Origin of the sequence: Alteromonas sp. S005 (assembly GCF_036864475.1) — a bacterium.
In the GTDB taxonomy this organism is placed as follows: domain Bacteria; phylum Pseudomonadota; class Gammaproteobacteria; order Enterobacterales; family Alteromonadaceae; genus Alteromonas.
The window spans coordinates 68701-90487 of sequence record NZ_JAZETN010000011.1 but is presented as its reverse complement, the minus strand read 5'-3'; the positions used below and the strand labels follow the sequence as shown (position 1 = coordinate 90487).

The window sequence follows — 21787 nt, the reverse complement described above, 5'->3', positions numbered from 1 at the left end:
CTATCCTTAACTCTCTATAGAGTAAATTGAGATAGGCAGTTACACAAAATTAGTTACAGTCTCACATTATTTTCAACCAATAGACCCCAACAACCCCAAAACCTGTTCATCACTTGACTTAGCCTGTGCCCTTACAGAAATACTTGCTTGCTCTATGATTTGCGCCTGTGTGGATTTCGCGGTTTCTGCAGCAAAATCAGTATCGAGGATTTGTGAACGGGCTGCCATTAAGCCTTCGTGCATACGGTCGTTTACTTTTAGTGCCGATTGCATTTGATTCATTTTTGCGCCATAAAAAGCACGGCTCTCACTGACATATGCTAGTGCGTTATCAATTTGCTGCAATGCAGCCTCTGCATTTTCAAAAGTAAGCACATCGCTTTCTACCATGTCCAGATCAGATAAACCCACTGGCGTTTTTGTAAGGTTTATATAGTCAGTGCCATCGCTCAGCGAATTAGTGGCGGTAATATTAACAGGGCCAGCTTGAAAACTGTTCCCTCCGCTTCCCGGAGCACCTAACGTATCCCAATCTACTGTTGCATTAAATACGCCTTGCCCCACTACTGAAATAATAAGCGGTTCGTTAGTATTGTCGATGGTTAAGGTTTCTGTTGTGATGCCTGGGTGCTGATCGCCTGAGAAAGTGAACGTTGTTCCGTTAATCGTACCAGAACCGCTAGTAATTAAAGAACTACCATCGTAGCTTGCCGTTGGTGCATACCCTTCTTCTGGTAGGAATAAAAAACGTTTGATGTCACTCGTTGAGTTTACGTTATTAGTACTCCACACATTGTCAGACAGTGGTGTACCAACTAGGTGCCTACCGCTAGTTGTAAATACCTGAAGATCATCGTCTGCTGAAAAACTATCAATATCTATAGATATATTTGTTGAACCAGCGGGAATGTACGCTACAGAGCGTAAGCCACTGCTCAATTGGACTGTATTACCCTTTACAAAGGTATCACCTATTGATGATACGTTATCAGACAACAAGTCGTTATCGCCTAGCAAAGGCAAACGGTTAAATGCTTCGGTATTGTAGGCAATGCCATTGAGTGCGTTTTTTAACTGCTGGAACTCTTTATCAAGCGCGCGTCTATCCGCATCGGAGTTTATGCCGTTTTGAGACTGCATGGCTAATTGCCGCATACGCTGCAAGATATCGGCAGATTCTTGCAGCCCGCCTTCCGCTATTTGCGCATAACTAATACCGTCATTTAAGTTACGGCGAAGCTGATTTTTCGCAAGGGACTCCGACGTTAATCTGTTTGATATTTGTAAACCGGCACTGTCATCTGCAGCCTGGTTTATTCTTAGCCCTGAACTCAACCGTTCATAGGCGGTAGACAGTGTTTTACTAAACAAAGGTGTTGATGAAAGCGACTGCGTGAACGATGAAACGGTTAACATAAACTTCCTTGCTATGAAAAACTTAGACTCATGAATTACGAAAGCTTCGCAGTGAACGGTATTTTCAATGCGCGGTTTGAATACTTACCTGTAGGCTTTAGCAAACAACAAGCCAAAGTAATGAGTAAAAATATAAAGAAACAGATTTGTTTACTTGGTAAGTTGCGAGGTGAAAAGAATAATGGGGTCAGAGTTGCGACTCTGACCCCATTATTCTTTGAGTAAAAAAAAAGGGGCCTGAGTTTTCACTCAGGCCCCTTTTTCTAATCGAGTATTAATTACTCTTCAGTTGCTTCTACTGCTTCTTCTTCAGCTTCTACAACTGGACGGTCAACTAGCTCAACATATGCCATTGGGGCATTGTCGCCAGCACGGAAACCGCATTTAAGAATGCGAGTGTAACCGCCTGGGCGAGCTTCGTAACGAGGACCAAGCTCGTTGAATAGTTTACCTACAACCTCTTTGTCACCAGTGCGGGCAAAAGCTAGACGGCGGTTTGCAACGCTGTCTTCTTTAGCCATAGTGATTAGAGGCTCGATTACGCGACGTAATTCTTTCGCTTTTGGTAACGTAGTTTTGATCACTTCGTGCTTGACCAAAGAACCGGCCATGTTTTTGAACATAGCTTGACGATGGCTGCTGTTGCGATTCAACTGACGACCACTCTTACGATGGCGCATAGTTTTATCCTTCTCTACAAATCAGTTTGATAAAAACCTGATTAATCTTTTTCAGCGATGCTCTCTGGCGGCCAGTTTTCTAGGCGCATACCTAGAGAAAGACCACGAGATGCTAGAACATCTTTGATTTCAGTTAGCGATTTCTTACCAAGGTTTGGCGTTTTAAGTAGCTCAACCTCAGTGCGCTGTACCAGGTCACCAATGTACTGGATAGCTTCTGCTTTCAAACAGTTTGCAGAACGTACTGTCAGCTCTAGGTCATCTACTGGACGAAGCAGAATCGGATCGAATTCTGGCTTCTCTTCTTTCGCTTCTGGCTCAGATACATCACGTAGGTCTACGAATGCATCTAGCTGTTCAGCTAGGATAGTAGCAGAACGGCGGATCGCTTCTTCAGGATCTAAAGTGCCGTTCGTCTCCATGTCGATGATTAGCTTGTCTAGGTCTGTGCGTTGTTCAACACGTGCAGACTCAACAGTGTAAGCAATACGTTCAACTGGGCTGTATGAAGCGTCAACTAACAAACGACCAATTGGACGATCATCTTCTTCAGAGGAGCGACGGGTAGAAGCTGGTACATAACCACGGCCCATTTCTACTTTAATGCGCATGCTGATTTCAGCTTCGCCAGTCAAAGTACAAATTACATGCTCAGGGTTTGCAATTTCTACGTCGCCATCATGCTGAATATCACCAGCAACAACAGGGCCAGCGCCAGATTTCACTAGAGTTAGGGTTGCCTCAGTTTTACCTTCAAGGCGAACCGCTAAACCTTTAAGATTTAGCAAAATCTCAATTACGTCTTCCTGAACACCTTCTTTGGTGCTGTACTCGTGAAGAACGCCGTCAATTTCTACCTCGGTAACTGCACATCCTGGCATAGATGACAGTAAAATACGACGTAGGGCGTTACCTAGAGTATGGCCAAAGCCGCGCTCTAGTGGTTCCAAAGTTACTTTGGCACGAGTAGGAGAAACGTTTTCGATCTCAACTAATCTCGGTTTTAGGAATTCAGTCACAGAACCCACAATGCTTCCTCTTTAGTTAGCTTTACTTAGAGTAAAGTTCGACGATCAACTGTTCGTTAATTTCCGCAGACAGGTCAGTTCTTTCAGGAACGCGCTTGAAAGTGCCTTCCATTTTGCTGCTGTCTACTTCAATCCAGGTTGGCTTCTCACGTTGGTCAGCCAGTTCCAAAGCAGCCACGATACGCGCTTGCTTCTTAGCTTTTTCACGAACAGAAACCACGTCTTCGGCAGAAACGTTAAACGATGGGATGTTCACAACTTGACCATTTACCATGATCGCCTTGTGGCTAACTAGCTGACGTGCTTCAGCACGTGTGCTAGCGAAACCCATACGGTAAACTACGTTATCAAGACGCTGTTCTAAAAGCTGTAGCAAGTTTTCACCTGTGTTGCCTTTTAGACGTGCAGCTTCTTTATAGTAGTTGCGGAATTGTTTTTCCAGAACGCCGTACATACGACGAACTTTTTGTTTTTCACGCAGCTGAACACCGTAGTCAGACAGACGGCCACGACGGGCACCGTGCTGACCAGGCGCTGTATCGATTTTACATTTAGAATCGATTGCGCGAACGCCGCTTTTTAGGAACAGGTCAGTTCCTTCGCGACGGCTAAGTTTGAGTTTTGGACCCAAATATCTTGCCATGATCTTTCTCCAACTGTCCGTCGATTAAACGCGACGTTTTTTCGGTGGACGACAACCGTTGTGAGGAATAGGGGTCACATCGGTAATGTTTGTGATCTTATAACCTGTAGCGTTAAGAGCACGGATCGCAGACTCACGGCCTGGACCTGGACCTTTAACGAATACTTCAAGGTTCTTAAGACCGTATTCTTGTGCAGCAACACCTGCACGCTCAGCAGCTACCTGTGCAGCAAATGGGGTAGATTTACGTGAACCACGGAAACCTGAACCACCAGATGTCGCCCATGCTAGTGCATTGCCTGAACGGTCTGTAATAGTCACAATTGTGTTGTTGAAAGACGCATGGATATGAGCCATTCCGTCTGCAACCTGACGTTTAGCGCGCTTACGCGTGCTACGAGCTGGTGCTTTAGCCATAACTTACTCCCCGTTTACTTCTTAATTGGCTTACGAGGACCTTTACGGGTACGCGCATTAGTTTTAGTGCGCTGACCACGTAGAGGCAAGCTACGACGGTGGCGAATACCACGGAAGCAACCCAGGTCCATCAAACGTTTGATGCTCATAGAGACTTCACGGCGTAAGTCACCTTCAACGGTGAATTTAGCCACTTCGTCACGAAGCTTATCAATAGTAGCTTCGTCTAGCTCTTTGATTTTTGTATTTTCTGCAACACCAGCACCCGCACAAATGCTTTTCGCACGTGTGGGACCAACGCCATAGATCGCTTGGATAGCGATTACAGCATGCTTGTGCTCAGGAATGTTAATGCCAGCGATACGGGCCATTAACAGCACTCCTCTTGTTTATTTGTCGACGACCTAAAAAGCCCGATAGGATACTTATCCGTCGACTAAATTGCAAATTTAGGTTCAAAATACTTTTAAACAAAACTAGCAGAACCTGACAAGTATAATTCAGGTTCTGCTTACTTAGCTTTGCAAATATTCTGTACCGCTTTGATTAGCCCTGACGCTGCTTATGCTTTGGGTCAGAACTGCAAATTACACGCACAACACCGTTGCGCTTGATAACTTTACAGTTACGGCAAATCTTTTTTACTGATGCACGAACTTTCATTACATCTTTCCCCTTTCTATCAATATTAAGGGGCTAACTTATCGGCCGTAGCCTTTAAGGTTAGCTTTCTTCAGCACAGACTCATATTGACTCGACATCAAATGTGTCTGTACTTGTGCCATAAAGTCCATGATAACTACTACGATAATTAGAAGCGACGTACCACCGAAGTAGAACGGAACATTCCAAGCAATTAGCATGAATTCAGGCACTAAACAAATAAAGGTTATGTACAGTGCGCCAGCCAGTGTAAGGCGAGTCATTACCTTGTCAATGTATCGTGACGTTTGCTCACCCGGGCGGATGCCTGGGATGAACGCGCCAGATTTCTTCAAGTTATCTGCTGTATCACGCGGGTTGAATACCAACGCCGTGTAGAAGAAGCAGAAGAAGATAATCGCAGCTGCGTATAACATCACGTACAGCGGTTGACCAGGAGATAGCATAAGCGCTACATCTTGCAACCACGCTGTTGATTCATTCTGTCCGAACCATCCTGCGATGGTACCCGGGAACAGAATAATGCTAGAAGCAAAGATTGGTGGAATTACACCAGCAATGTTGACTTTTAGCGGTAAATGGGTGCTTTGCGCAGCAAAAACCTGACGGCCTTGCTGACGTTTTGCGTAGTTTACCACAATTCTGCGCTGTCCGCGCTCTACAAATACAACTAGGTATGTAAGAGCGATAACAATTGCGCCAATCAACAGTAGGAACAACAAATTAATGTCGCCCTGCCTTGCTTGTTCCGCTGTCTGACCTATCGCTGTTGGCAGACCGGCAACAATACCAGCAAAAATCAATATAGAGATACCGTTACCAATACCTCGTTCGGTAATTTGCTCACCTAACCACATAAGGAACATAGTTCCTGTGACTAGACTCACTACTGCCGTAAAGTAGAATCCGAAGCCAGGGTTTATCACCAATCCATTAATCAGGTTTGGCAAACCAGTCGAAATTCCAATTGATTGGAAGATAGCCAATACAAGCGTTAGATAACGCGTGTACTGACTAATTTTACGACGGCCTGCTTCGCCTTCTTTTTTAAGCTCCACCATCGGTGGGTGAACCACCGAGAGCAACTGCATGATAATGGATGCAGTAATGTATGGCATAATGCCCAAAGCCAGAACGGATGCACGCTCAAGCGCACCACCAGAGAACATGTTAAACATTTCTACAATGGTGCCTTTTTGTTGCTCGAACAAGTCAGCAAGTACCGCTGGATCGATGCCAGGGATAGGAACATAAGAACCTAGTCTGAATACAACAATCGCACCAAGTACGAACAACAATCTTGCCTTAAGCTCACTCAAGCCGCTTTTAGCGCCTGAATCCAATCCTGGTTTAGCCATCTAGCTTATTCCTCTACTTTACCGCCAGCAGCTTCAATCGCTTCTTTAGCGCCTTTAGTAACCTTCAACCCGCTTACTGTAACAGCGCGTGAAACTTCACCGCTCTTTACAACTTTAACGAACTGGATTTCTTTCTTAACAAGTCCAGCTGCTTTTAAAGTCTCAAGAGACGCAGTGTCACCATCAACCTTCGCGATTTCCGCAAGTGTTACTTGATCAGTAACAAAGCTCTTGCGTGAAGTGAAACCGAACTTAGGAAGACGACGCTGGATAGGCATCTGACCACCTTCGAATCCTGGCTTAACACGGCCACCTGAACGGCTTTTTTGACCTTTGTGACCTACGCCACCTGTTTTACCAAGACCTGAGCCGATACCACGACCAGAACGCTTACCAGTAGGCTTTGAACCTTCGGCTGGAGAAATTGTATTTAAACGCATGTCTTACTCCTCCACTATCTCAACCATGTAATGTACACGGTTGATCATGCCACGAACGGCTGGGGTATCTTCCAGTTCACGAACATGGTTGATTTTACGAAGGCCTAAACCTTTAAGCGTAGCTTTGTGCTTTGGCAAGCGGCCAATTGCACTTTTAGTTTGCTTTACTTTAATCGTTGCCATGTCTGATTACCCCAAAATTTCTTCTACAGACAATCCACGCTTCGCAGCAACTTTCGCCGGGCTGTTCATTTCTGTCAGCGCGTTGATTGTTGCACGTACAACGTTGATTGGGTTTGTAGAGCCGTAACATTTTGAAAGTACGTTTTGTACACCAGCTACTTCAAGTACTGCACGCATCGCACCACCGGCGATAATACCGGTACCTTCAGATGCTGGCTGCATGTAAACTTTAGAGCCAGAGTGACGACCTTTAATCGGGTGCTGTAACGTGTGACCGTTAAGGTCTACGTCAACCATGTTGCGACGTGCCTTTTCCATTGCTTTTTGGATTGCAGCAGGTACTTCACGTGCCTTACCGTAACCAAAACCAACGCGACCGTTACCGTCACCCACTACTGTCAATGCAGTGAAACTAAAGATACGACCACCTTTAACCACTTTAGAAACGCGGTTTACAGCGATCAATTTCTCTAGAAATTCACCATTTTGAACGTCTTGTTTAGCCATTATAAACTCCTAGAACTGAAGACCAGCTTCGCGAGCTGCATCAGCTAATGCTTTAACGCGACCGTGGTATTGGAAACCACTACGATCGAAAGCCACTGTTTTAATGCCTTTCTCAAGCGCGCGCTCTGCGATTGCTTTACCGACTACCGTCGCTGCTTCAGCGTTACCTGTAGACTTAAGATCTTTCGCAAGATCTTTCTCAACAGTTGAAGCCGCTGCCAACACTTCAGAACCGCATGGAGCGATTAACTGAGCGTAGATGTGGCGAGGTGTACGGTTAACTACCAAGCGATGCGCGGCCAGTTCACGAATTTTTGCTCGTGCGCGAGTAGCGCGACGAATGCGAGCTGTTTTCTTATCCATCGTATCACCCACCTACTTTTTCTTAGCTTCTTTACGACGTACGTGTTCGTCAGCGTAACGTACACCTTTACCTTTGTAAGGCTCTGGTGGACGGTAACCACGAATGTTCGCCGCAACCTGACCAACCACCTGCTTATCGGCGCCTTTAACGACGATTTCAGTTTGGCTAGGAGTTTCAACCGTAATGCCTTCAGGCATTTCGTATACTACAGGGTGAGAGAAACCTAGTGTAAGGTTTAGCTTGGCACCTTGTGCTTGTGCACGGTAACCAACACCTAACAATGTAAGTTTTTTCTCGAAACCTTCTGAAACACCTTGAACCATTGCGTTTAGGATAGAGCGAGCAGTACCTGCTTGTGCCCAGCTGTCAGCGAAACCTTCACGTGGAAGTGCTTTAAGTTGGTTCTCTTCCTGTGCAACTTCTACAGCGTCGTTGAAAACGCGGGTCAAAGTGCCTTTACTACCTTTAACAGTAACTTCTTGACCAGAGATAGAAACTTCTACACCTGATACAACGTCTACTGGGGCTTTTGCTATACGTGACATTTCAACTCCTCCGTTATGCTACATAACCGATGATCTCACCGCCCATGCCAGCGTTACGCGCTGCACGGTCAGTCATCACACCTTTAGAAGTCGACACGATAGCTACGCCTAAACCACCCATAACCTTTGGAAGCTCATCTTTTTTCTTATAGATGCGCAGACCAGGACGGCTTACACGTTCGATAGTGTCAATTACTTGCTTGCCTTCGAAGTACTTAAGCGTAACTTCTAAAACAGGCTTAACGTCACCAGAAGCAGCGAAGTCAGTGATATAACCTTCAGCTTTCAATACTTCACAAATTGCAACGCGAAGTTTTGAAGAAGGCATAGTCACAGAAACTTTCTGTGCCATCTGGCCGTTACGGATGCGGGTAAACATATCCGCGATAGGATCTTGCATGCTCATTATCAGCTACTCCTTACCAGCTGGCTTTCTTAAGGCCAGGGACTTCACCGCGCATCGCTGCTTCGCGAAGCTTAATACGGCTAAGACCGAATTTGCGTAGGTAACCATGTGGACGACCAGTTACACGGCAACGGTTACGTTGACGTGAAGAACTAGAGTCACGTGGCAGTTGTTGTAGCTTCAGAACAGCGTCCCAACGCTCTTCTTCAGAAACGTTAACATCGCTGATAATCGCTTTAAGTGCGGCGCGCTTCTCAGCATACTTAGCTACTAGCTTAGTACGCTTAGCTTCGCGTGCCTTCATTGATTCTTTTGCCATAACCCTACACCCCTACTTTTTGAATGGGAAGTTAAACGCGTCCAGCAGAGCACGTGCTTCGTCATTAGTATTCGCACTGGTAGTGATAGTAATATCCATACCGCGAACCTTATCCACTTTATCGAAATCGATTTCAGGGAAAATGATTTGCTCACGCACGCCCATGCTGTAGTTACCACGTCCGTCGAATGATTTAGGATTCAAACCACGGAAATCGCGAACACGTGGAATAGCGATTGAAATCAAACGCTCTAGGAATTCCCACATACGCTCGCCGCGTAGGGTTACTTTACAGCCAATCGGATAACCTTCACGGATTTTAAAACCCGCTACTGATTTTCTAGCAACTGTAACAACAGGCTTCTGACCGGCGATAGCCGTCATGTCAGCTTGAGCATTCTCAAGTACCTTTTTGTCAGCAACTGCTTCACCTAAACCCATGTTTAGAGTGATTTTTTCAATCCGAGGGACTTGCATGACGCTTTTGTATCCGAACTGCTTAGCAAGTTCAGCTACTACTGTTTCTTTATAGAAATCATGCAGTTTCGCCATCGTACTCTCCAATATAATTAAACAAGTTCGCCGTTAGACTTGAAGAAACGTACTTTCTTCTCGTCTTCGAAACGGAAACCAACGCGATCTGCTTTGCCCGTTGCCGGGTTAACAATCGCAACATTAGAAACGTGAATAGAAGCTTCTTTCTCAACGATGCCACCAGCTACACCCAGTTGTGGGTTTGGCTTAGTGTGCTTCTTGACAAGATTTACGCCTTCTACAATTACACGGTTATCAGCCATAAGCACGCGAAGAACTTTGCCTTGCTTGCCTTTGTCTTTACCCGCTAATACGACTACTTCATCATCACGACGAATTTTATTAGCCATTATCGTGACTCCTTATAGTACCTCTGGGGCCAATGAGATGATTTTCATGAAGTTTTCACTTCTCAACTCACGGGTAACCGGGCCAAAGATACGCGTACCAATTGGTTGCTTGTTTGCATTAAGCATAACAGCCGCGTTACCGTCAAAACGAATGGTAGAACCATCTGCACGACGAACGCCTTTTCTAGTACGCACCACCACTGCATTCAGTACGTCACCTTTTTTAACTTTACCGCGAGGAATTGCTTCCTTAACAGTAACTTTGATGATGTCACCGATACCTGCATAACGGCGATGCGAGCCACCAAGAACCTTAATACACTGAACCCTGCGAGCGCCGCTGTTGTCTGCAACGTCCAGGTTAGTTTGCATTTGGATCATGTTAGTGCTCCGCTCTTAAATTAAGACTCTCCCGAGTCGTTAGTGCTGCTAAAAACAACTGGATGTCGTTGCTTTTATGTACATACCCCCATAAAAAGGGCGCGAAATAATAACAGAAAACTTTGGGAAGTGATAGCGGTAAATTGAATTATTTTTAAACTATGTGAGCAATAAAAAAGCCCCGACTAAAAGCCGAGGCTGATAACCACGTCATAGGTTATCAAGCAGGATCTTTTAGCGCAGATACCTTGTTTTCAAACTGCTTACTTAAGTGCCGAAAAACACATTCTTTTAAACGGCTTACACCAACAGGTTTTGATATGAAGTCGTCCATGCCAGATTTCAAGCACTTTTCTTTATCGCCAGTTAATGCATTAGCGGTCAACGCTATTATTGGCACTTCAGCGGCCTCATGGTTCAAGTTCCTTATCTGCTCAGTTGCCTCTAATCCATCCATAATCGGCATGTGACAATCCATGAGTATAATGGCGTAGGGATTCTTTTCTGCAATAGAGCGCCCTACTTTCTCTAACGCTTCTTTGCCATTAACAGCCAAGTCACTCTCGAGCCCTATTTCGCGTAGCTGCTCTTTTATCACCAGTTGATTAATTTCGTTATCTTCAACTATTAGCGCTTTGACCCTACTTAGCTCTTCCCTACTTGGGGTATAAACAAAATCCCGGCCAAAGGTTTTTTCCGCGACTGCGTTTGCATCGTCTAGCGTTAATGTTGCTGTAAAGCGCGCACCAATGCCTAGTTCACTGCTGACTTCAATTTTTCCGTTATAGCGTTCAACAATTTGTTTGACGATTGATAACCCTAACCCGGTTCCACCGAAACGACGCATGGTCGAGCTTTCAGCCTGTATAAAAGGCGTGAATATTATTTTCTGCTGCTCGGCACTGATGCCAATTCCCGAATCGGTCACGATGAACTTTACTCGGTAGCGACCTTTTCCGTACCGCGTACATTTTGCCTCAAACGCTACACTCCCCTCTTTGGTAAATTTAAATGCATTGTTGAGAAGATTAATGAGGATTTGACCCACTCTTAGTTTGTCTACAAGAAAAGTAAGCCCCTTCACTGCAGCTATATTTGCGCTAAATTCCAACCCTTTTTCATTAGCAAGCCTAGAAAACATTGGTAGCTGCTCTTCAATGGTCTCGGTAAGGCTAGTAGGCGTCTCATCAAACGAAACTTCTCCTGAACCGAACTTAGAATAATCTAAAATACCGTCCACAATATTGAGTAAAGCGTCTGCACTTTGCGATGCGATAGACGCTAACTCCAACTGTTTAGCATTAAGAGGCGTAGCAGTGAGCGCTTCTAGCATTCCCTGTACGCCATGAATAGGCGTTCTAATCTCATGGCTCATGTTCGCTAGAAACTCACCTCGCGCTTTGAGAGCGCTCTCTGCCAGTTCACTTTTGTGCTGAAGCACTGCCTTGTCTATCTGCATTTGTGTGATATCAACGGTGGCGCCTATCACTTTAATACAGCGCCCATTTTCCATTATTGGATGGGCTCTACTCTCAAGCCATCGAGGCTCGCCGGCATCGGTTTTCACTTCGAGTTCACACTCAAAACCTTTCCCTGTTTTTATCATTTCCTGAAATTGAATTACGTACTTTTCTCGCTGTGCTTCGTCAAAAATAAAGTTAACCACATCATCTGGCTTCAATATGCGTTCGCTGTGTATATGCAGCATTCGTTTTAGCGCGCCAGACCACACTAGCGAGCCACTGTTTATGTTTAATTCCCAAGTACCCACGCCCGCTAAATTGGTTATTTGGCTAAGTAGTGAGTTTCGCTCTTCTAAAATGGCTTTCTGCGCATTCACATTATTTAGCGCTTGCTGACGTTCAAGTTCATTGCCAATCCATGTGGATAGGAGCAATAGGTAGTCTGTTTCCAAGGCACTGAATGCCTCTTCTCTTGGAGAAAGCGATGAAAAGTTTACTGTCCCATAAAACTCGCCAGATACACGAATAGGAGCAGCGAGATAGCTTTTTAGCGTATATTTATCAAAGCACGGGTGGGAAGCACCGGGGTCAATATTGATGTCGTTATAGGCAACCACCGAGTCGGCGCTTGCAACATCGGCGCAATATGTGTCACAAAGGGAAAATTCAGCGCCTTTTGGTATAGAATCCTCAGGGGTAACAACACTTCGCACACAGTATCGGTCACCTCTAATATTACTTACAATTCCTGTCTCTAGGTGAAGAATCGCAGTACCAATACGCAGTAAATTCTCTAATTATTCATCTAAAGACATCACCCTGTCATTAGATATATTTTGTAGGTCTCGAATTATACTCATGAGGATTGAAGCCCTCCCAAACTGCAAATAAAAAAGGTCAACCTAAAGACATTGACCTTTTAAATTTATGAGATATTTCAAGATATGAAAGTTTTTTCTCTCGTCAATTAGTATAACTGAGGCAGTAACCGCTTAATAAAGCACCTTAATCTCATAGCCTGTTGGCGTCTCTGCAGGCTCTACCGTCACGATATAGTTTTCCTCTTCAGTGAAACCAAACAAGGCCGTTCTATCAAGAAGTACCTGCTCTTCGTTATTGTCCTCATACACCGCGATTACTTCGTAGTAATCAGATGGCAGGACTTCACTGGTGCTTTCTGCGAACTCTAGGTTCTGCACATCGTATTCTGCTGTATCAATGGTTTCGTCGTTTCGTACTAAGTAGAAGTCCACATCATCGAAGTCGTTGACTAGGTTAATGAAGTTAACGGTCTTATCATAAGCCTGCGGTAAGCCACTCTCAACAAAGGTTGCGGCGCCTAATTGATTGTTTATGTTATAGATAAGAATAGCTTTACTTTCACCCTGGTTAAGCGTGATTAGTTTATTGCTAAGCGATGTGACTGTGCCAGAAGGATCGGTAACCGTAACGCGGTAGTCACCATAACGAATAGCGCTAAATTCAGACAACTCACCCGCTGCAAGTGTAAAGCTCACGTCTTCTTCATCTGTATTACCGCCAAAGGTAACGTTTAGCTCGGCATCTAAATTTGTTGAGTTGTATATACGATATTGCGAATCAGCCTCCACGTCAGTTAGCGCTGTTACTGTTGAGGAGTTTAATACTGTGTCAACCACAAGCCCTTCTTGAATAGCACCACTTACATCACGAAGGGTCATTAGATACTCAGTTTCATACACGAAATCCAATGTTTGTGATTCAAATACCACGTCGTCGCTGCCAGGCTCGGTAAGATAAACCGTGTACTCGCCTTCGTCGAAGTAATCGCTATCGTCATCAGCATCCCAGTATTCTAGCTCCACCATGTCGCCCGTCGTTACGGTACCGAGAAAGTTAGCCGCTTCTAAAGGATCGCCTGATTCACTCATATAAAAATCATACGATGAATCATCTGCGGCCACAGAGAGCGCAAACAAGCGAAAATGGTCCTCCAGTGTTTCACGCTCATAAGAGTAAGTGGTAAAAGTTGGGTTGCTAAAATCACCGCTCATAACAACGATGGTTTTATAGCTGTTTTTTAAATTCACCGTAATTTCGTCGATATAAACTTCTTGGTCGTCAGAGTCTGTACGAATGAACTCCAGCTCGTATTCGTCTTCGTCCATGGAAAACATGGATGTTGCGTCGCCAAACTGAGCTGAACCAAAGCTATCTCCATCAACCTCTCGCATTTCTACATTCGCGCCGTTAGGAGAAGCGTTATAAAACTGTATGTACGCATAAGAGTAATCTGAGCTGCTGCTGTCTGAGCCGCCACATGCGGTAAGCCCTAGTAGCGCCACAAGCCCTATTGCCGCTGCACGGAACCAAGTTCCAAAGCGCAAAGAGTGAGAGGTCAATTGCATAAATTGTATGTCCTTTGAAGTTGTTCTTTATTGGTTTAAGACTGCGTTAACGCAAGCTGGCACACGTAACAAGTGCTTTTATTCGCTCGCACAATACAGCGATATGGCTATCTGAGAAGGTCTTAGTTCAGGGCTTTACGCTATCTTTGCAAAGCTGACTTTTCTTTATAAAAGTTGACAGGTCACGGCAGCTTTAAAGTACGCTTGATAAAGTGTTTATTGGCGGAAGCTCTTAGAAAAGGCAGAAAAAAGCCTGCATAAGCAGGCTTTAAAAGTGTCATTGGGAGACGGTGTTACTTATTCATACGAGTAAGATAGCGTTACACCACTGTATGAAGAATACGCGCGAATACCGATGTGCCATGTACCTGATGCTGGCGCATCAAAAGTACATACTTCACTGTTACCATTTTGGTAAGGGCGGCAATCGTAGCTGTTGGTTTCTGGCTGTGAGCCAAACTTCACGTAAAGATCAGCATCGCCTGTTCCACCGGAGGTACGGATAACCATCTGCGTTACGCCTTCTGGAATAGTCCAAGTGTAACGATCCCAATTTCTACGAGTACCTGAAAGACCTGTAAGCTGACCTGAAACTGGCTCTACACCTGGCTCAGAGCCGCCACCGCCACCAGTGCCGCTTCCATCACAGCCGTTAGTGTTTAAGTAGTTATACGCATCAGCTAACTGCATCAAACCATTGCCATAGAAGTTATCGCGACCTGCACTGCCTTTGTCTTCGGCCGTTGCATTTAACGCATTACGTATCTGATTGTTAGAACATTGCGGGAAGTAGCTCCACACCAGTGCTGCACCACCGGCTACGTGTGGCGTAGCCATAGATGTACCACTTAGCGCTGCGTAAGTATTCGTCGGATAAGTAGACTGTACTGCACTACCTGGTGCAGCTATTTCAACCTGATCGTTATATTGGCTGTAGCTTGCGCGGTTTTCGTTTGAGTCTACCGCTGCAACAGACATTACTGCATCGTAAGAAGCTGGGTAAGACTTTGCACTGTTACCATCGTTACCTGCCGCGGCTACTAGCAACATGCCTGCATCAGTGAAGCTTTGCATAGCATTACGCTCGGTAGTAGAAGAACTACCGCCACCTAAGCTCATGTTAACCACATTTGAGCCTGCATCCTGACACTGACTTATTGCACCGATTAAGTCAGACGCATAAGTCCATTGGCCATTATCGTTAAAGATTTTAACGATATGCATATCTACACCCGGATAAACACCTACCACACCTTCATTATTGTCGTACGCAGCAATTGTACCCGCTACGTGGGTGCCGTGACCGTTACCGTCGTTATACCAGTTACCAACTGCACTATTATTTGCTTGCCCCGTAACACCATCGTTGGTTCCAGGAAGATCTGGGTGGCCTAGGTTATAACCCGTATCAATAATACATACCTTGCGAGCTGTAGTGTCTGACTGACCAAACTGATTAGCTTGTACCATGGTGTAGCCGTAAGGCGTGGTTTGTGCCATAGGCTTACGACGAACATCCACTTCAATACTTTCTACATTTGGGTTTTTGCGAAGCTTGTTCAGCGCAGACTTACTCATAGTAGCTGCCACCATTTTATGCTTCTTAAGCTCTTTTTTAATTGAACCACCTGCTTTTCTAACTTCAGACTTAGCAGACGCGATATCGAAAGGTTTCTTCGACTTAGATTTCGCCTTTGCGCTTTGTAACTTACCGTTTGAAGCGCTTATTTCGACCGTTTCGCTTACCATTTCGTCTTTGAACTTAATGATGTAACGCTCTTGATCCACCGTTACAAGGCGGTCAATAGTGAGTTTTTTGCCTAGCGCTTGTTTTAGCGTTTGCGGCTTTTCTTTGACTTTGACTAGACCTTCGCCTGCTGCCACTGCAGAGTTAGTCATTAAGCCAAAGGATACAGCTAGTGCAGCTGCTGTTAGACATGTGTGTTTCTTATTTAATTTTGAGTTCAAAATTTATTTCCTGTTTTATCTGTCTTATAAACTTCAGCACTGTTTTTATCCGTGCTTTTGAAGCTATTTGTTATTAAATGACATACAGGTATAACCATTACCTCATACGAAAAGCTCATCCATGACAACCGACGCAACAGCGTTGCAACGACCTACCCGTTTGCCAGGTTTGTAGATAACCACCGATAAGCAGGTTAGCTACAGAGCTCATATTAGGCGGCAAATCAAATGGTTGAGTATGTTGCCTTAACCCTGGTAAGTATTTTTTATACCTTTTAAAATACTTAAAAAAACACCACACTTAGTGAAAAGCACGCCCAATGTGTTCTACGAGCAGATTCATGTTAGGAATAAAAATTCATAATTAACATTTATTTTACAAATTCAAATGTAACAAAATATTAAACACTTATAATTTTTACTTAAAAGCAAAAAGCGCGTGACCCCCTCGGCTCACGCGCTTTTTTCAATGACATTATTACAGTAATTGCAGGAAAACTGCTTATACAATCTGCCGGTGTTTACAAACTACGCTGTCTTACGATTTCGTATAAACAAACGCCAGTTGCTACCGACACGTTCAAACTTGTTACGCTGCCAGCCATAGGTAACTTAACCAATTCGTCACAGGTTTCTTTTGTAAGTCGACGCATACCTTTGCCTTCTGCCCCCATTACTAATGCAGTAGGACCTTTCAGATCAACATCATAAAGGGTTTTGTCAGTTTCTCCGGCTGTGCCGACAATCCATAGCCCTTTATCTTGAAGATGCTTCAAGGTTCTAGCAAGGTTCGTAATTTGAATTAGCGGCATAACTTCTGCTGCGCCACAGGCTACTTTCCTTACCGTGCCATTTAAGCTTGCCGATTTATCTTTAGGCACAACTACCGCGTGTACACCCGCACCATCAGCCGTGCGTAAGCATGCTCCTAAATTATGAGGGTCAGTGATACCGTCTAATACCAAAATTAGCGGCTGCGACTCTCGTTCAAGTATTTTATCAAGGTCTGCTTCATCCATTACGCGGGCAGGTTTCGCTTTAGCAACAACGCCTTGGTGTTGTTCGCCGTTCACTTTATCATCTAACGCCTTACGCTGACTGAACTGAACTGAAATGCCGAAACGGCGCGCCTGGTTAACAATGTTGGTCAAGCGTTCATCGTTGCGCCCTTTTAGAACCCACACTTCCATTACACGCTCCGGCTCTTTCTCAAGTACCGACTGCATGGCATGTAAACCGTATAACCATTCTTGCTGCGCCATTTAACGCTTACCTCTTTTATTCAATGACAGTGTTTTGCCGCTGCTACCGCCTTTTGCGCTGCCGCGACTTGACGATTTTCCACCGCTACGACCAGACGAGCTTGAGCCGCCTTTACCTTTGCTCCCTTTCTTATCAGAACGGGAGTCTTTTCCAGAGCGGGGCTTGCTATCAAAGCGAGTAGGTTTGTCTGAAGACTTTTTAGCTGTCTTCACTTTTACCTTCTTGCCTTTAGTGCTGCGCAGCATAGACTTATCGAGTAATAAATCAATCTTTCTTTCATCAAGGTTTACAGCGGCGACGGTTACCTCTACTGTGTCGCCCAGTCTGAACTGGCGATGGCCCGACTCTCCAACCAACGCTTGTTTCACATCGTCGTAATGATAATAGTCGTCATCTAGAGATGTTATATGTACTAAGCCGTCGATATGGTATTCAGTAAGACGGACAAATAGGCCAAAGTTAGTGACCGAACTCACCACACCTTCAAAAGTGTCACCGACGTGATCAAGCATAAACTCGCATTTAAGCCAGTCGGCCACGTCCCGGGTAGCATCATCAGCGCGGCGTTCTGTCATTGAACACTGTTCACCTAACTGCTCAATTTCTTCTACGGTGTAATTTTTAGCACCGCTTACCGCTTTTTTACCTTGCTGTTTAGCAATAATGCCCTTCAGCGCGCGGTGTACTACTAAATCAGGGTAGCGACGAATAGGTGACGTGAAGTGCGCATAGGCTTCTAATGCCAAACCAAAGTGACCTACGTTTTCGCCATCGTAAACCGCTTGCTTCATGGAGCGCAGCAGCATAGTTTGAATAAGCTCCTCATCTACGCGACCACGGGTTTTAAGCACTACATCGGTAAACGCGGCGGGTTCTGCATCTTCTACAATGGCATGAGGGATGCCAATTTCACTTAAGTAGCTGGTAAAAGCGGTAAGTCTGTCTGCATCTGGCTTATCGTGCACTCGGTACAATGCTGGCGCTTCGTGCTTTTCTAACATTAAAGCCGCACTCACGTTTGCCATGATCATGCACTCTTCAATAAGCTTATGCGCATCGTTACGCACTAGCGGCACAATATTTTCAATTTTGCGCTGGGCGTTGAACACGAACTTCACTTCTTGAGTTTCAAACTCAATAGCTCCGCGCTTAGCACGTGCTTTTTTTAGCGCACGGTACAAGTCGTGAAGGTTGCGTAAATGAGGTACATGAGGCTCGTAACGCTGATGTAGCTCTTTGTCACCCTGCAGAATATTCCATACTTTTGTGTAGGTTAACCGGGCATGTGAATTCATTACCGCTTCGTAAAACTGAAATTCTTCCAGTTTACCATTCGCGCTAATGGTCATCTCACACACCATGCAAAGCCGGTCGACTTCAGGGTTGAGTGAACACAATCCGTTAGACAGTACTTCCGGTAGCATTGGAATAACTTGGTCAGGGAAATACACCGAGTTACCGCGCTGCTGCGCTTCATCGTCAAGGGCTGACCCTGTTCTAACATAGTGACTTACATCGGCTATGGCTACCCATAGTTGCCAACCGCCATCATCTAACGGCTCGCAGTATACTGCATCATCAAAGTCGCGGGCATCTTCGCCGTCTATGGTAACTAGGGGAAGCTGGCGTAAATCGATGCGACCTTCTTTGGCTTCATCGGGCACTTGGTCTGTTAGCTTTTCAACCTGTTTAGTCACGCCTTTCGGCCACTGGTGTGGTATATCAAACGTGCGAAGCGCCATTTCTATTTCCATACCTGGCGCCATATGCTCGCCAAGTACTTCAACTATTTTACCCACCGGGCTCATTTTACGGCGTGGACGCTGAGTAAGTTCTACCACTACTACCTGCCCCATGCGGGCACCGTTAGTGCTTTCTGGAGGAATTACAATTTCATGCTGCAAACGGCTGTCGTCTGGCACTACCATGCCAAAGCCCTGCTCAACAAAATAACGACCAACAATAGGCTCGCTGCGCGGCTCAATGACTTGCGTTACAAACGCTTCTTTCCTACCGCGACGGTCAGTACCGCTAATGCGCGCTTCTACCACGTCATCGTGGAGGAACAGGTTCATTTGCCCTGCACTAATAAATAAGTCACCGCTTTTGTCTTCAGGACGCAAGAAACCGTAACCATCTCGGTGACCAATAATTCGACCTTTAATGAGTTCATCACGATTTTGAAGTATGTACTTTTTCTGCTTGGTAAATTGCACCTGACCTTCGCGCTCCATAGCACGTAGTCGGCGCTGAATACCAATTCGCGCCTCTTCGTCGAAGGCGTTCACCAAGTTACAGATATCAAGAAACGACAAAGGCTTGTCGTGTTCTTTTAATAAACTCATTAAATATTCGCGGCTGGCTACCGGATTTTCGTACTTTTCTTTCTCGCGCTGATAATGCGGATCATCACTCATGTATTTTAAATTTACCTTTCGTATTTTATTCAATGTGTTTTCGTTTATGGCTTAGTTCTTCAAAGCCCTGTAGAAAACATAAATATGGTTGTTTAGACACATAAGCCATTTTTGGTTCATGTGGTTATTTGCTGCACAGTATAACAGTATTTGCAGTAAAACATTGACTGTTATTATGGATTCTCAGCCTGACATCTGTATGTCACAAACACTCAGTATAAAAATGGGTTTTCGTTTTTGTTGCATGAGCGTTCAACAAAACAGTTACATCACCAGTTACCTTACAAACCTATAAAGAGCAGGCATATGGATAGAAGAACGTTTATAAAGCTGTCGTCATTCGCAGGCGCGAGTGTGGCGGTGTCTACAGGGCTAGCAGGCTGTACCGTTAGCACTTCAGCAAACAGCCAACCGCAAACCAACGCAACCTTTACTCATGGTGTGGCCAGTGGCGACCCATTAAAAGACGCCGTGATTATTTGGACACGCGCCGTGCCGACAACAGATTCTGGCTCAGGTTTAGCCAAAGCCGATATTTTGTGGGAAATGGCGAGCGATGCCGACTTTACTGACATAGTAAGCAGCGGGATAGTTGAAGCGAAAGCAATCCATGATTTTACCGTAAAGGTAGACGTAACAGGCCTTAGTCCCGCTCGCCGCTATTTTTACCGTTTTAAAAGCGCTGATAATACAAGCCCAGTAGGCGAAACTCGCACGCTGCCTGAGGCCGATGTGTCTGACGTTACGTTCGGCATATTTTCTTGTTCTAACTACCCTGCCGGCTTTTTCACGCCTTATATGGAAGCGGCGAAAAACGACAATATCGATTATGTATTACACCTTGGTGACTACATTTATGAGTATGACGGTAAAGGTTATGCCACTGAGCATGCAAAAGAGATTGGCCGTACCTATGCGCCTGATAACGATACCGAGCTTTATACGCTAACCGACTATCGCAATCGCTATGCGCTGTATCGCACAGATGAAGGCTTGCTGTCGTTGCATCAAAATAAGCCATTTATTGTTGTATGGGATGATCATGAAATTACAAACGACACCTATAAAGACGGCGCGGAAAATCACCAAGAAGATGAAGGTGACTTTTATGAACGACGCGCGGCAGCTGTTCAAGCTTATTATGAGTGGTTACCTATACGCCCGCCCTTTGGCACCGAACGTTTAGAAATTTATCGCCAGTTTACCTTTGGTAAGCTTCTTGACTTATACATGCTCGACACCCGCGTTCTTGCCCGCGACAAGCAGCTTGAGTACGGCGACTATCGCGATGCTGAAACAAAAGCGTTTGACCAAGCTGGCTTCATGAAAGACATCAGTAACCCGAATCGCGGTTTACTTGGTGAAACGCAGCGCAACTGGCTACATTCTTCAATGCAGCAAAGCCAGGCTAAATGGCAGGTATTAGGCCAGCAGCTATTAATTGGCCGCATGCTCTTCCCTGTATCTATTTTTAACGGCGTTGAACGAAAAGAAATTCCTGCTCATGTACATAGGCTCGCAAATATCAAGCGCAAACAAATGCAAGGTGGCGCACTTAGTGAACAAGAGCTTGCGCTTATCAATACCGTAATGCCTTACAACTTAGACGCATGGGACGGCTACCCCGTTGAGCGGGAACAGGTTTTGATGCAGCTAAAATCCATCGGTAAGCCAGTTATTGCCCTTGCTGGGGATACACATAACGCTTGGCACAATAAGTTAACCCTGAAAGATGGCACAGAAGTGGGTGTTGAGCTTGCTACACCAGGCGTGACATCGCCAGGTATGGAACATTACTTAAGTATGGATGATGAAATGGCAAAAACGCTTGCCGATGACCTACCGCTTCTTATTGAAGATTTGCAGTACTGTAATCTTCACCAGCGCGGCTTTATGACACTAACCGTCAGCGAAGACAGCGCAAAAGCCACTTGGCATTATGTGGATGCGATTTTAACCAAGTCAGGAAAAGTGGTTAACACGCATAGTTATGAGATAAACGCGTAGTAATTGGTATTTATTTAGATTAAGGCGCTTAACCAAGTTAAGCGCCTT

At 45.1% G+C, this 21787-nt stretch carries 24 protein-coding genes; 1 reads left to right on the top strand and 23 read right to left on the bottom strand.

Annotation, left to right across the window (positions count from 1 at the left end; all coding sequences use genetic code 11):
• Positions 1 to 72: 72 nt before the first annotated feature.
• The 23 genes from V7R55_RS13495 to rnr all read right to left on the bottom strand — a co-directional run bounded on the left by V7R55_RS13495 (position 73) and on the right by rnr (position 19732).
• The gene (locus V7R55_RS13495; RefSeq protein WP_334059909.1) at positions 73 to 1416 is read right to left on the bottom strand and encodes a flagellin N-terminal helical domain-containing protein; all 1344 of its coding nucleotides are present in this window, start codon (positions 1414 to 1416) and stop codon (positions 73 to 75) included.
• A gap of 278 nt (positions 1417 to 1694) precedes the next feature.
• Positions 1695 to 2096 (bottom strand): 50S ribosomal protein L17, encoded by a 402-nt coding sequence (rplQ, locus tag V7R55_RS13490; RefSeq protein ID WP_012519212.1) that lies wholly within the window; start codon positions 2094 to 2096, stop codon positions 1695 to 1697.
• A gap of 41 nt (positions 2097 to 2137) precedes the next feature.
• Positions 2138 to 3127 (bottom strand): DNA-directed RNA polymerase subunit alpha, encoded by a 990-nt coding sequence (locus tag V7R55_RS13485; protein WP_334059942.1) that lies wholly within the window; start codon positions 3125 to 3127, stop codon positions 2138 to 2140.
• 19 nt (positions 3128 to 3146) lie between these two features.
• Positions 3147 to 3767: a 30S ribosomal protein S4 gene (gene rpsD / locus V7R55_RS13480; RefSeq protein WP_012519214.1), complete on the bottom strand. Its 621-nt coding sequence runs from the start codon at positions 3765 to 3767 to the stop codon at positions 3147 to 3149.
• Positions 3768 to 3791: 24 nt separating this feature from the next.
• Positions 3792 to 4184, bottom strand: coding sequence for a 30S ribosomal protein S11 (gene rpsK, locus V7R55_RS13475; RefSeq protein ID WP_012519215.1), 393 nt, complete (start codon positions 4182 to 4184; stop codon positions 3792 to 3794).
• Between the two features lie 14 nt (positions 4185 to 4198).
• Positions 4199 to 4555, bottom strand: a complete 357-nt coding sequence (gene rpsM, locus V7R55_RS13470; RefSeq protein WP_012519216.1) for a 30S ribosomal protein S13 — start codon at positions 4553 to 4555, stop codon at positions 4199 to 4201.
• 175 nt (positions 4556 to 4730) lie between these two features.
• Positions 4731 to 4847, bottom strand: a complete 117-nt coding sequence (gene rpmJ, locus V7R55_RS13465) for a 50S ribosomal protein L36 (RefSeq protein ID WP_012519217.1) — start codon at positions 4845 to 4847, stop codon at positions 4731 to 4733.
• A 38-nt stretch (positions 4848 to 4885) separates the two neighbouring features.
• Positions 4886 to 6205, bottom strand: coding sequence for a preprotein translocase subunit SecY (gene secY, locus V7R55_RS13460; RefSeq protein WP_012519218.1), 1320 nt, complete (start codon positions 6203 to 6205; stop codon positions 4886 to 4888).
• Positions 6206 to 6210: 5 nt separating this feature from the next.
• The gene (gene rplO / locus V7R55_RS13455) at positions 6211 to 6645 is read right to left on the bottom strand and encodes a 50S ribosomal protein L15 (RefSeq protein WP_012519219.1); all 435 of its coding nucleotides are present in this window, start codon (positions 6643 to 6645) and stop codon (positions 6211 to 6213) included.
• 3 nt (positions 6646 to 6648) lie between these two features.
• A complete protein-coding gene (rpmD, locus tag V7R55_RS13450) occupies positions 6649 to 6828 on the bottom strand; it encodes a 50S ribosomal protein L30 (RefSeq protein WP_012519220.1) in 180 nt (59 codons plus the stop codon).
• A gap of 6 nt (positions 6829 to 6834) precedes the next feature.
• Positions 6835 to 7335 carry a 30S ribosomal protein S5 gene (gene rpsE, locus V7R55_RS13445; RefSeq protein WP_012519221.1) on the bottom strand — a complete coding sequence of 167 codons (501 nt, stop codon included), beginning with the start codon at positions 7333 to 7335 and terminating at the stop codon, positions 6835 to 6837.
• A 9-nt stretch (positions 7336 to 7344) separates the two neighbouring features.
• Entirely contained in the window at positions 7345 to 7698 is a 354-nt protein-coding gene (gene rplR, locus V7R55_RS13440; RefSeq protein ID WP_014950908.1) for a 50S ribosomal protein L18, read from the bottom strand.
• A 12-nt stretch (positions 7699 to 7710) separates the two neighbouring features.
• Complete coding sequence (gene rplF, locus V7R55_RS13435) at positions 7711 to 8244, bottom strand: 50S ribosomal protein L6 (protein WP_334059908.1); 534 nt, start codon at positions 8242 to 8244, stop codon at positions 7711 to 7713.
• A gap of 13 nt (positions 8245 to 8257) precedes the next feature.
• Positions 8258 to 8650: a 30S ribosomal protein S8 gene (gene rpsH / locus V7R55_RS13430; protein WP_012519224.1), complete on the bottom strand. Its 393-nt coding sequence runs from the start codon at positions 8648 to 8650 to the stop codon at positions 8258 to 8260.
• A 13-nt stretch (positions 8651 to 8663) separates the two neighbouring features.
• Positions 8664 to 8969 (bottom strand): 30S ribosomal protein S14, encoded by a 306-nt coding sequence (rpsN, locus tag V7R55_RS13425; protein WP_012519225.1) that lies wholly within the window; start codon positions 8967 to 8969, stop codon positions 8664 to 8666.
• A gap of 12 nt (positions 8970 to 8981) precedes the next feature.
• A complete protein-coding gene (rplE, locus tag V7R55_RS13420) occupies positions 8982 to 9521 on the bottom strand; it encodes a 50S ribosomal protein L5 (protein WP_012519226.1) in 540 nt (179 codons plus the stop codon).
• Between the two features lie 17 nt (positions 9522 to 9538).
• Entirely contained in the window at positions 9539 to 9853 is a 315-nt protein-coding gene (gene rplX, locus V7R55_RS13415) for a 50S ribosomal protein L24 (RefSeq protein ID WP_269918887.1), read from the bottom strand.
• 12 nt (positions 9854 to 9865) lie between these two features.
• On the bottom strand, positions 9866 to 10234 hold the full coding sequence (gene rplN, locus V7R55_RS13410) for a 50S ribosomal protein L14 (protein ID WP_012519228.1): 369 nt from the start codon (positions 10232 to 10234) through the stop codon (positions 9866 to 9868).
• 220 nt (positions 10235 to 10454) lie between these two features.
• Complete coding sequence (locus V7R55_RS13405; protein WP_334059907.1) at positions 10455 to 12410, bottom strand: GAF domain-containing hybrid sensor histidine kinase/response regulator; 1956 nt, start codon at positions 12408 to 12410, stop codon at positions 10455 to 10457.
• Positions 12411 to 12689: 279 nt separating this feature from the next.
• Positions 12690 to 14084, bottom strand: a complete 1395-nt coding sequence (locus V7R55_RS13400; RefSeq protein WP_334059906.1) for a DUF4397 domain-containing protein — start codon at positions 14082 to 14084, stop codon at positions 12690 to 12692.
• A gap of 297 nt (positions 14085 to 14381) precedes the next feature.
• A complete protein-coding gene (locus tag V7R55_RS13395) occupies positions 14382 to 16052 on the bottom strand; it encodes a S8 family serine peptidase (protein WP_334059905.1) in 1671 nt (556 codons plus the stop codon).
• A 521-nt stretch (positions 16053 to 16573) separates the two neighbouring features.
• Positions 16574 to 17314: a 23S rRNA (guanosine(2251)-2'-O)-methyltransferase RlmB gene (rlmB, locus tag V7R55_RS13390; RefSeq protein ID WP_334059904.1), complete on the bottom strand. Its 741-nt coding sequence runs from the start codon at positions 17312 to 17314 to the stop codon at positions 16574 to 16576.
• Positions 17315 to 19732 (bottom strand): ribonuclease R, encoded by a 2418-nt coding sequence (gene rnr, locus V7R55_RS13385; protein ID WP_334059903.1) that lies wholly within the window; start codon positions 19730 to 19732, stop codon positions 17315 to 17317. It lies immediately after the preceding gene.
• 306 nt (positions 19733 to 20038) lie between these two features.
• Here rnr and V7R55_RS13380 point away from each other — a divergent pair, with 306 nt between their 5' ends.
• Positions 20039 to 21739, top strand: a complete 1701-nt coding sequence (locus V7R55_RS13380; protein ID WP_334059902.1) for an alkaline phosphatase D family protein — start codon at positions 20039 to 20041, stop codon at positions 21737 to 21739.
• The last annotated feature ends 48 nt before the right edge of the window (positions 21740 to 21787 follow it).

Coding starts and splice junctions, on each gene's coding strand:
- V7R55_RS13495 (WP_334059909.1), bottom strand. CDS start 1,416: ATGTTAACCGTTTCATCGTTCACGCAGTCGCTTTCATCAACACCTTTG.
- rplQ (WP_012519212.1), bottom strand. CDS start 2,096: ATGCGCCATCGTAAGAGTGGTCGTCAGTTGAATCGCAACAGCAGCCAT.
- rpsD (WP_012519214.1), bottom strand. CDS start 3,767: ATGGCAAGATATTTGGGTCCAAAACTCAAACTTAGCCGTCGCGAAGGA.
- rpsK (WP_012519215.1), bottom strand. CDS start 4,184: ATGGCTAAAGCACCAGCTCGTAGCACGCGTAAGCGCGCTAAACGTCAG.
- rpsM (WP_012519216.1), bottom strand. CDS start 4,555: ATGGCCCGTATCGCTGGCATTAACATTCCTGAGCACAAGCATGCTGTA.
- rpmJ (WP_012519217.1), bottom strand. CDS start 4,847: ATGAAAGTTCGTGCATCAGTAAAAAAGATTTGCCGTAACTGTAAAGTT.
- secY (WP_012519218.1), bottom strand. CDS start 6,205: ATGGCTAAACCAGGATTGGATTCAGGCGCTAAAAGCGGCTTGAGTGAG.
- rplO (WP_012519219.1), bottom strand. CDS start 6,645: ATGCGTTTAAATACAATTTCTCCAGCCGAAGGTTCAAAGCCTACTGGT.
- rpmD (WP_012519220.1), bottom strand. CDS start 6,828: ATGGCAACGATTAAAGTAAAGCAAACTAAAAGTGCAATTGGCCGCTTG.
- rpsE (WP_012519221.1), bottom strand. CDS start 7,335: ATGGCTAAACAAGACGTTCAAAATGGTGAATTTCTAGAGAAATTGATC.
- rplR (WP_014950908.1), bottom strand. CDS start 7,698: ATGGATAAGAAAACAGCTCGCATTCGTCGCGCTACTCGCGCACGAGCA.
- rplF (WP_334059908.1), bottom strand. CDS start 8,244: ATGTCACGTATAGCAAAAGCCCCAGTAGACGTTGTATCAGGTGTAGAA.
- rpsH (WP_012519224.1), bottom strand. CDS start 8,650: ATGAGCATGCAAGATCCTATCGCGGATATGTTTACCCGCATCCGTAAC.
- rpsN (WP_012519225.1), bottom strand. CDS start 8,969: ATGGCAAAAGAATCAATGAAGGCACGCGAAGCTAAGCGTACTAAGCTA.
- rplE (WP_012519226.1), bottom strand. CDS start 9,521: ATGGCGAAACTGCATGATTTCTATAAAGAAACAGTAGTAGCTGAACTT.
- rplX (WP_269918887.1), bottom strand. CDS start 9,853: ATGGCTAATAAAATTCGTCGTGATGATGAAGTAGTCGTATTAGCGGGT.
- rplN (WP_012519228.1), bottom strand. CDS start 10,234: ATGATCCAAATGCAAACTAACCTGGACGTTGCAGACAACAGCGGCGCT.
- V7R55_RS13400 (WP_334059906.1), bottom strand. CDS start 14,084: ATGCAATTGACCTCTCACTCTTTGCGCTTTGGAACTTGGTTCCGTGCA.
- rlmB (WP_334059904.1), bottom strand. CDS start 17,314: ATGGCGCAGCAAGAATGGTTATACGGTTTACATGCCATGCAGTCGGTA.
- rnr (WP_334059903.1), bottom strand. CDS start 19,732: ATGAGTGATGATCCGCATTATCAGCGCGAGAAAGAAAAGTACGAAAAT.
- V7R55_RS13380 (WP_334059902.1), top strand. CDS start 20,039: ATGGATAGAAGAACGTTTATAAAGCTGTCGTCATTCGCAGGCGCGAGT.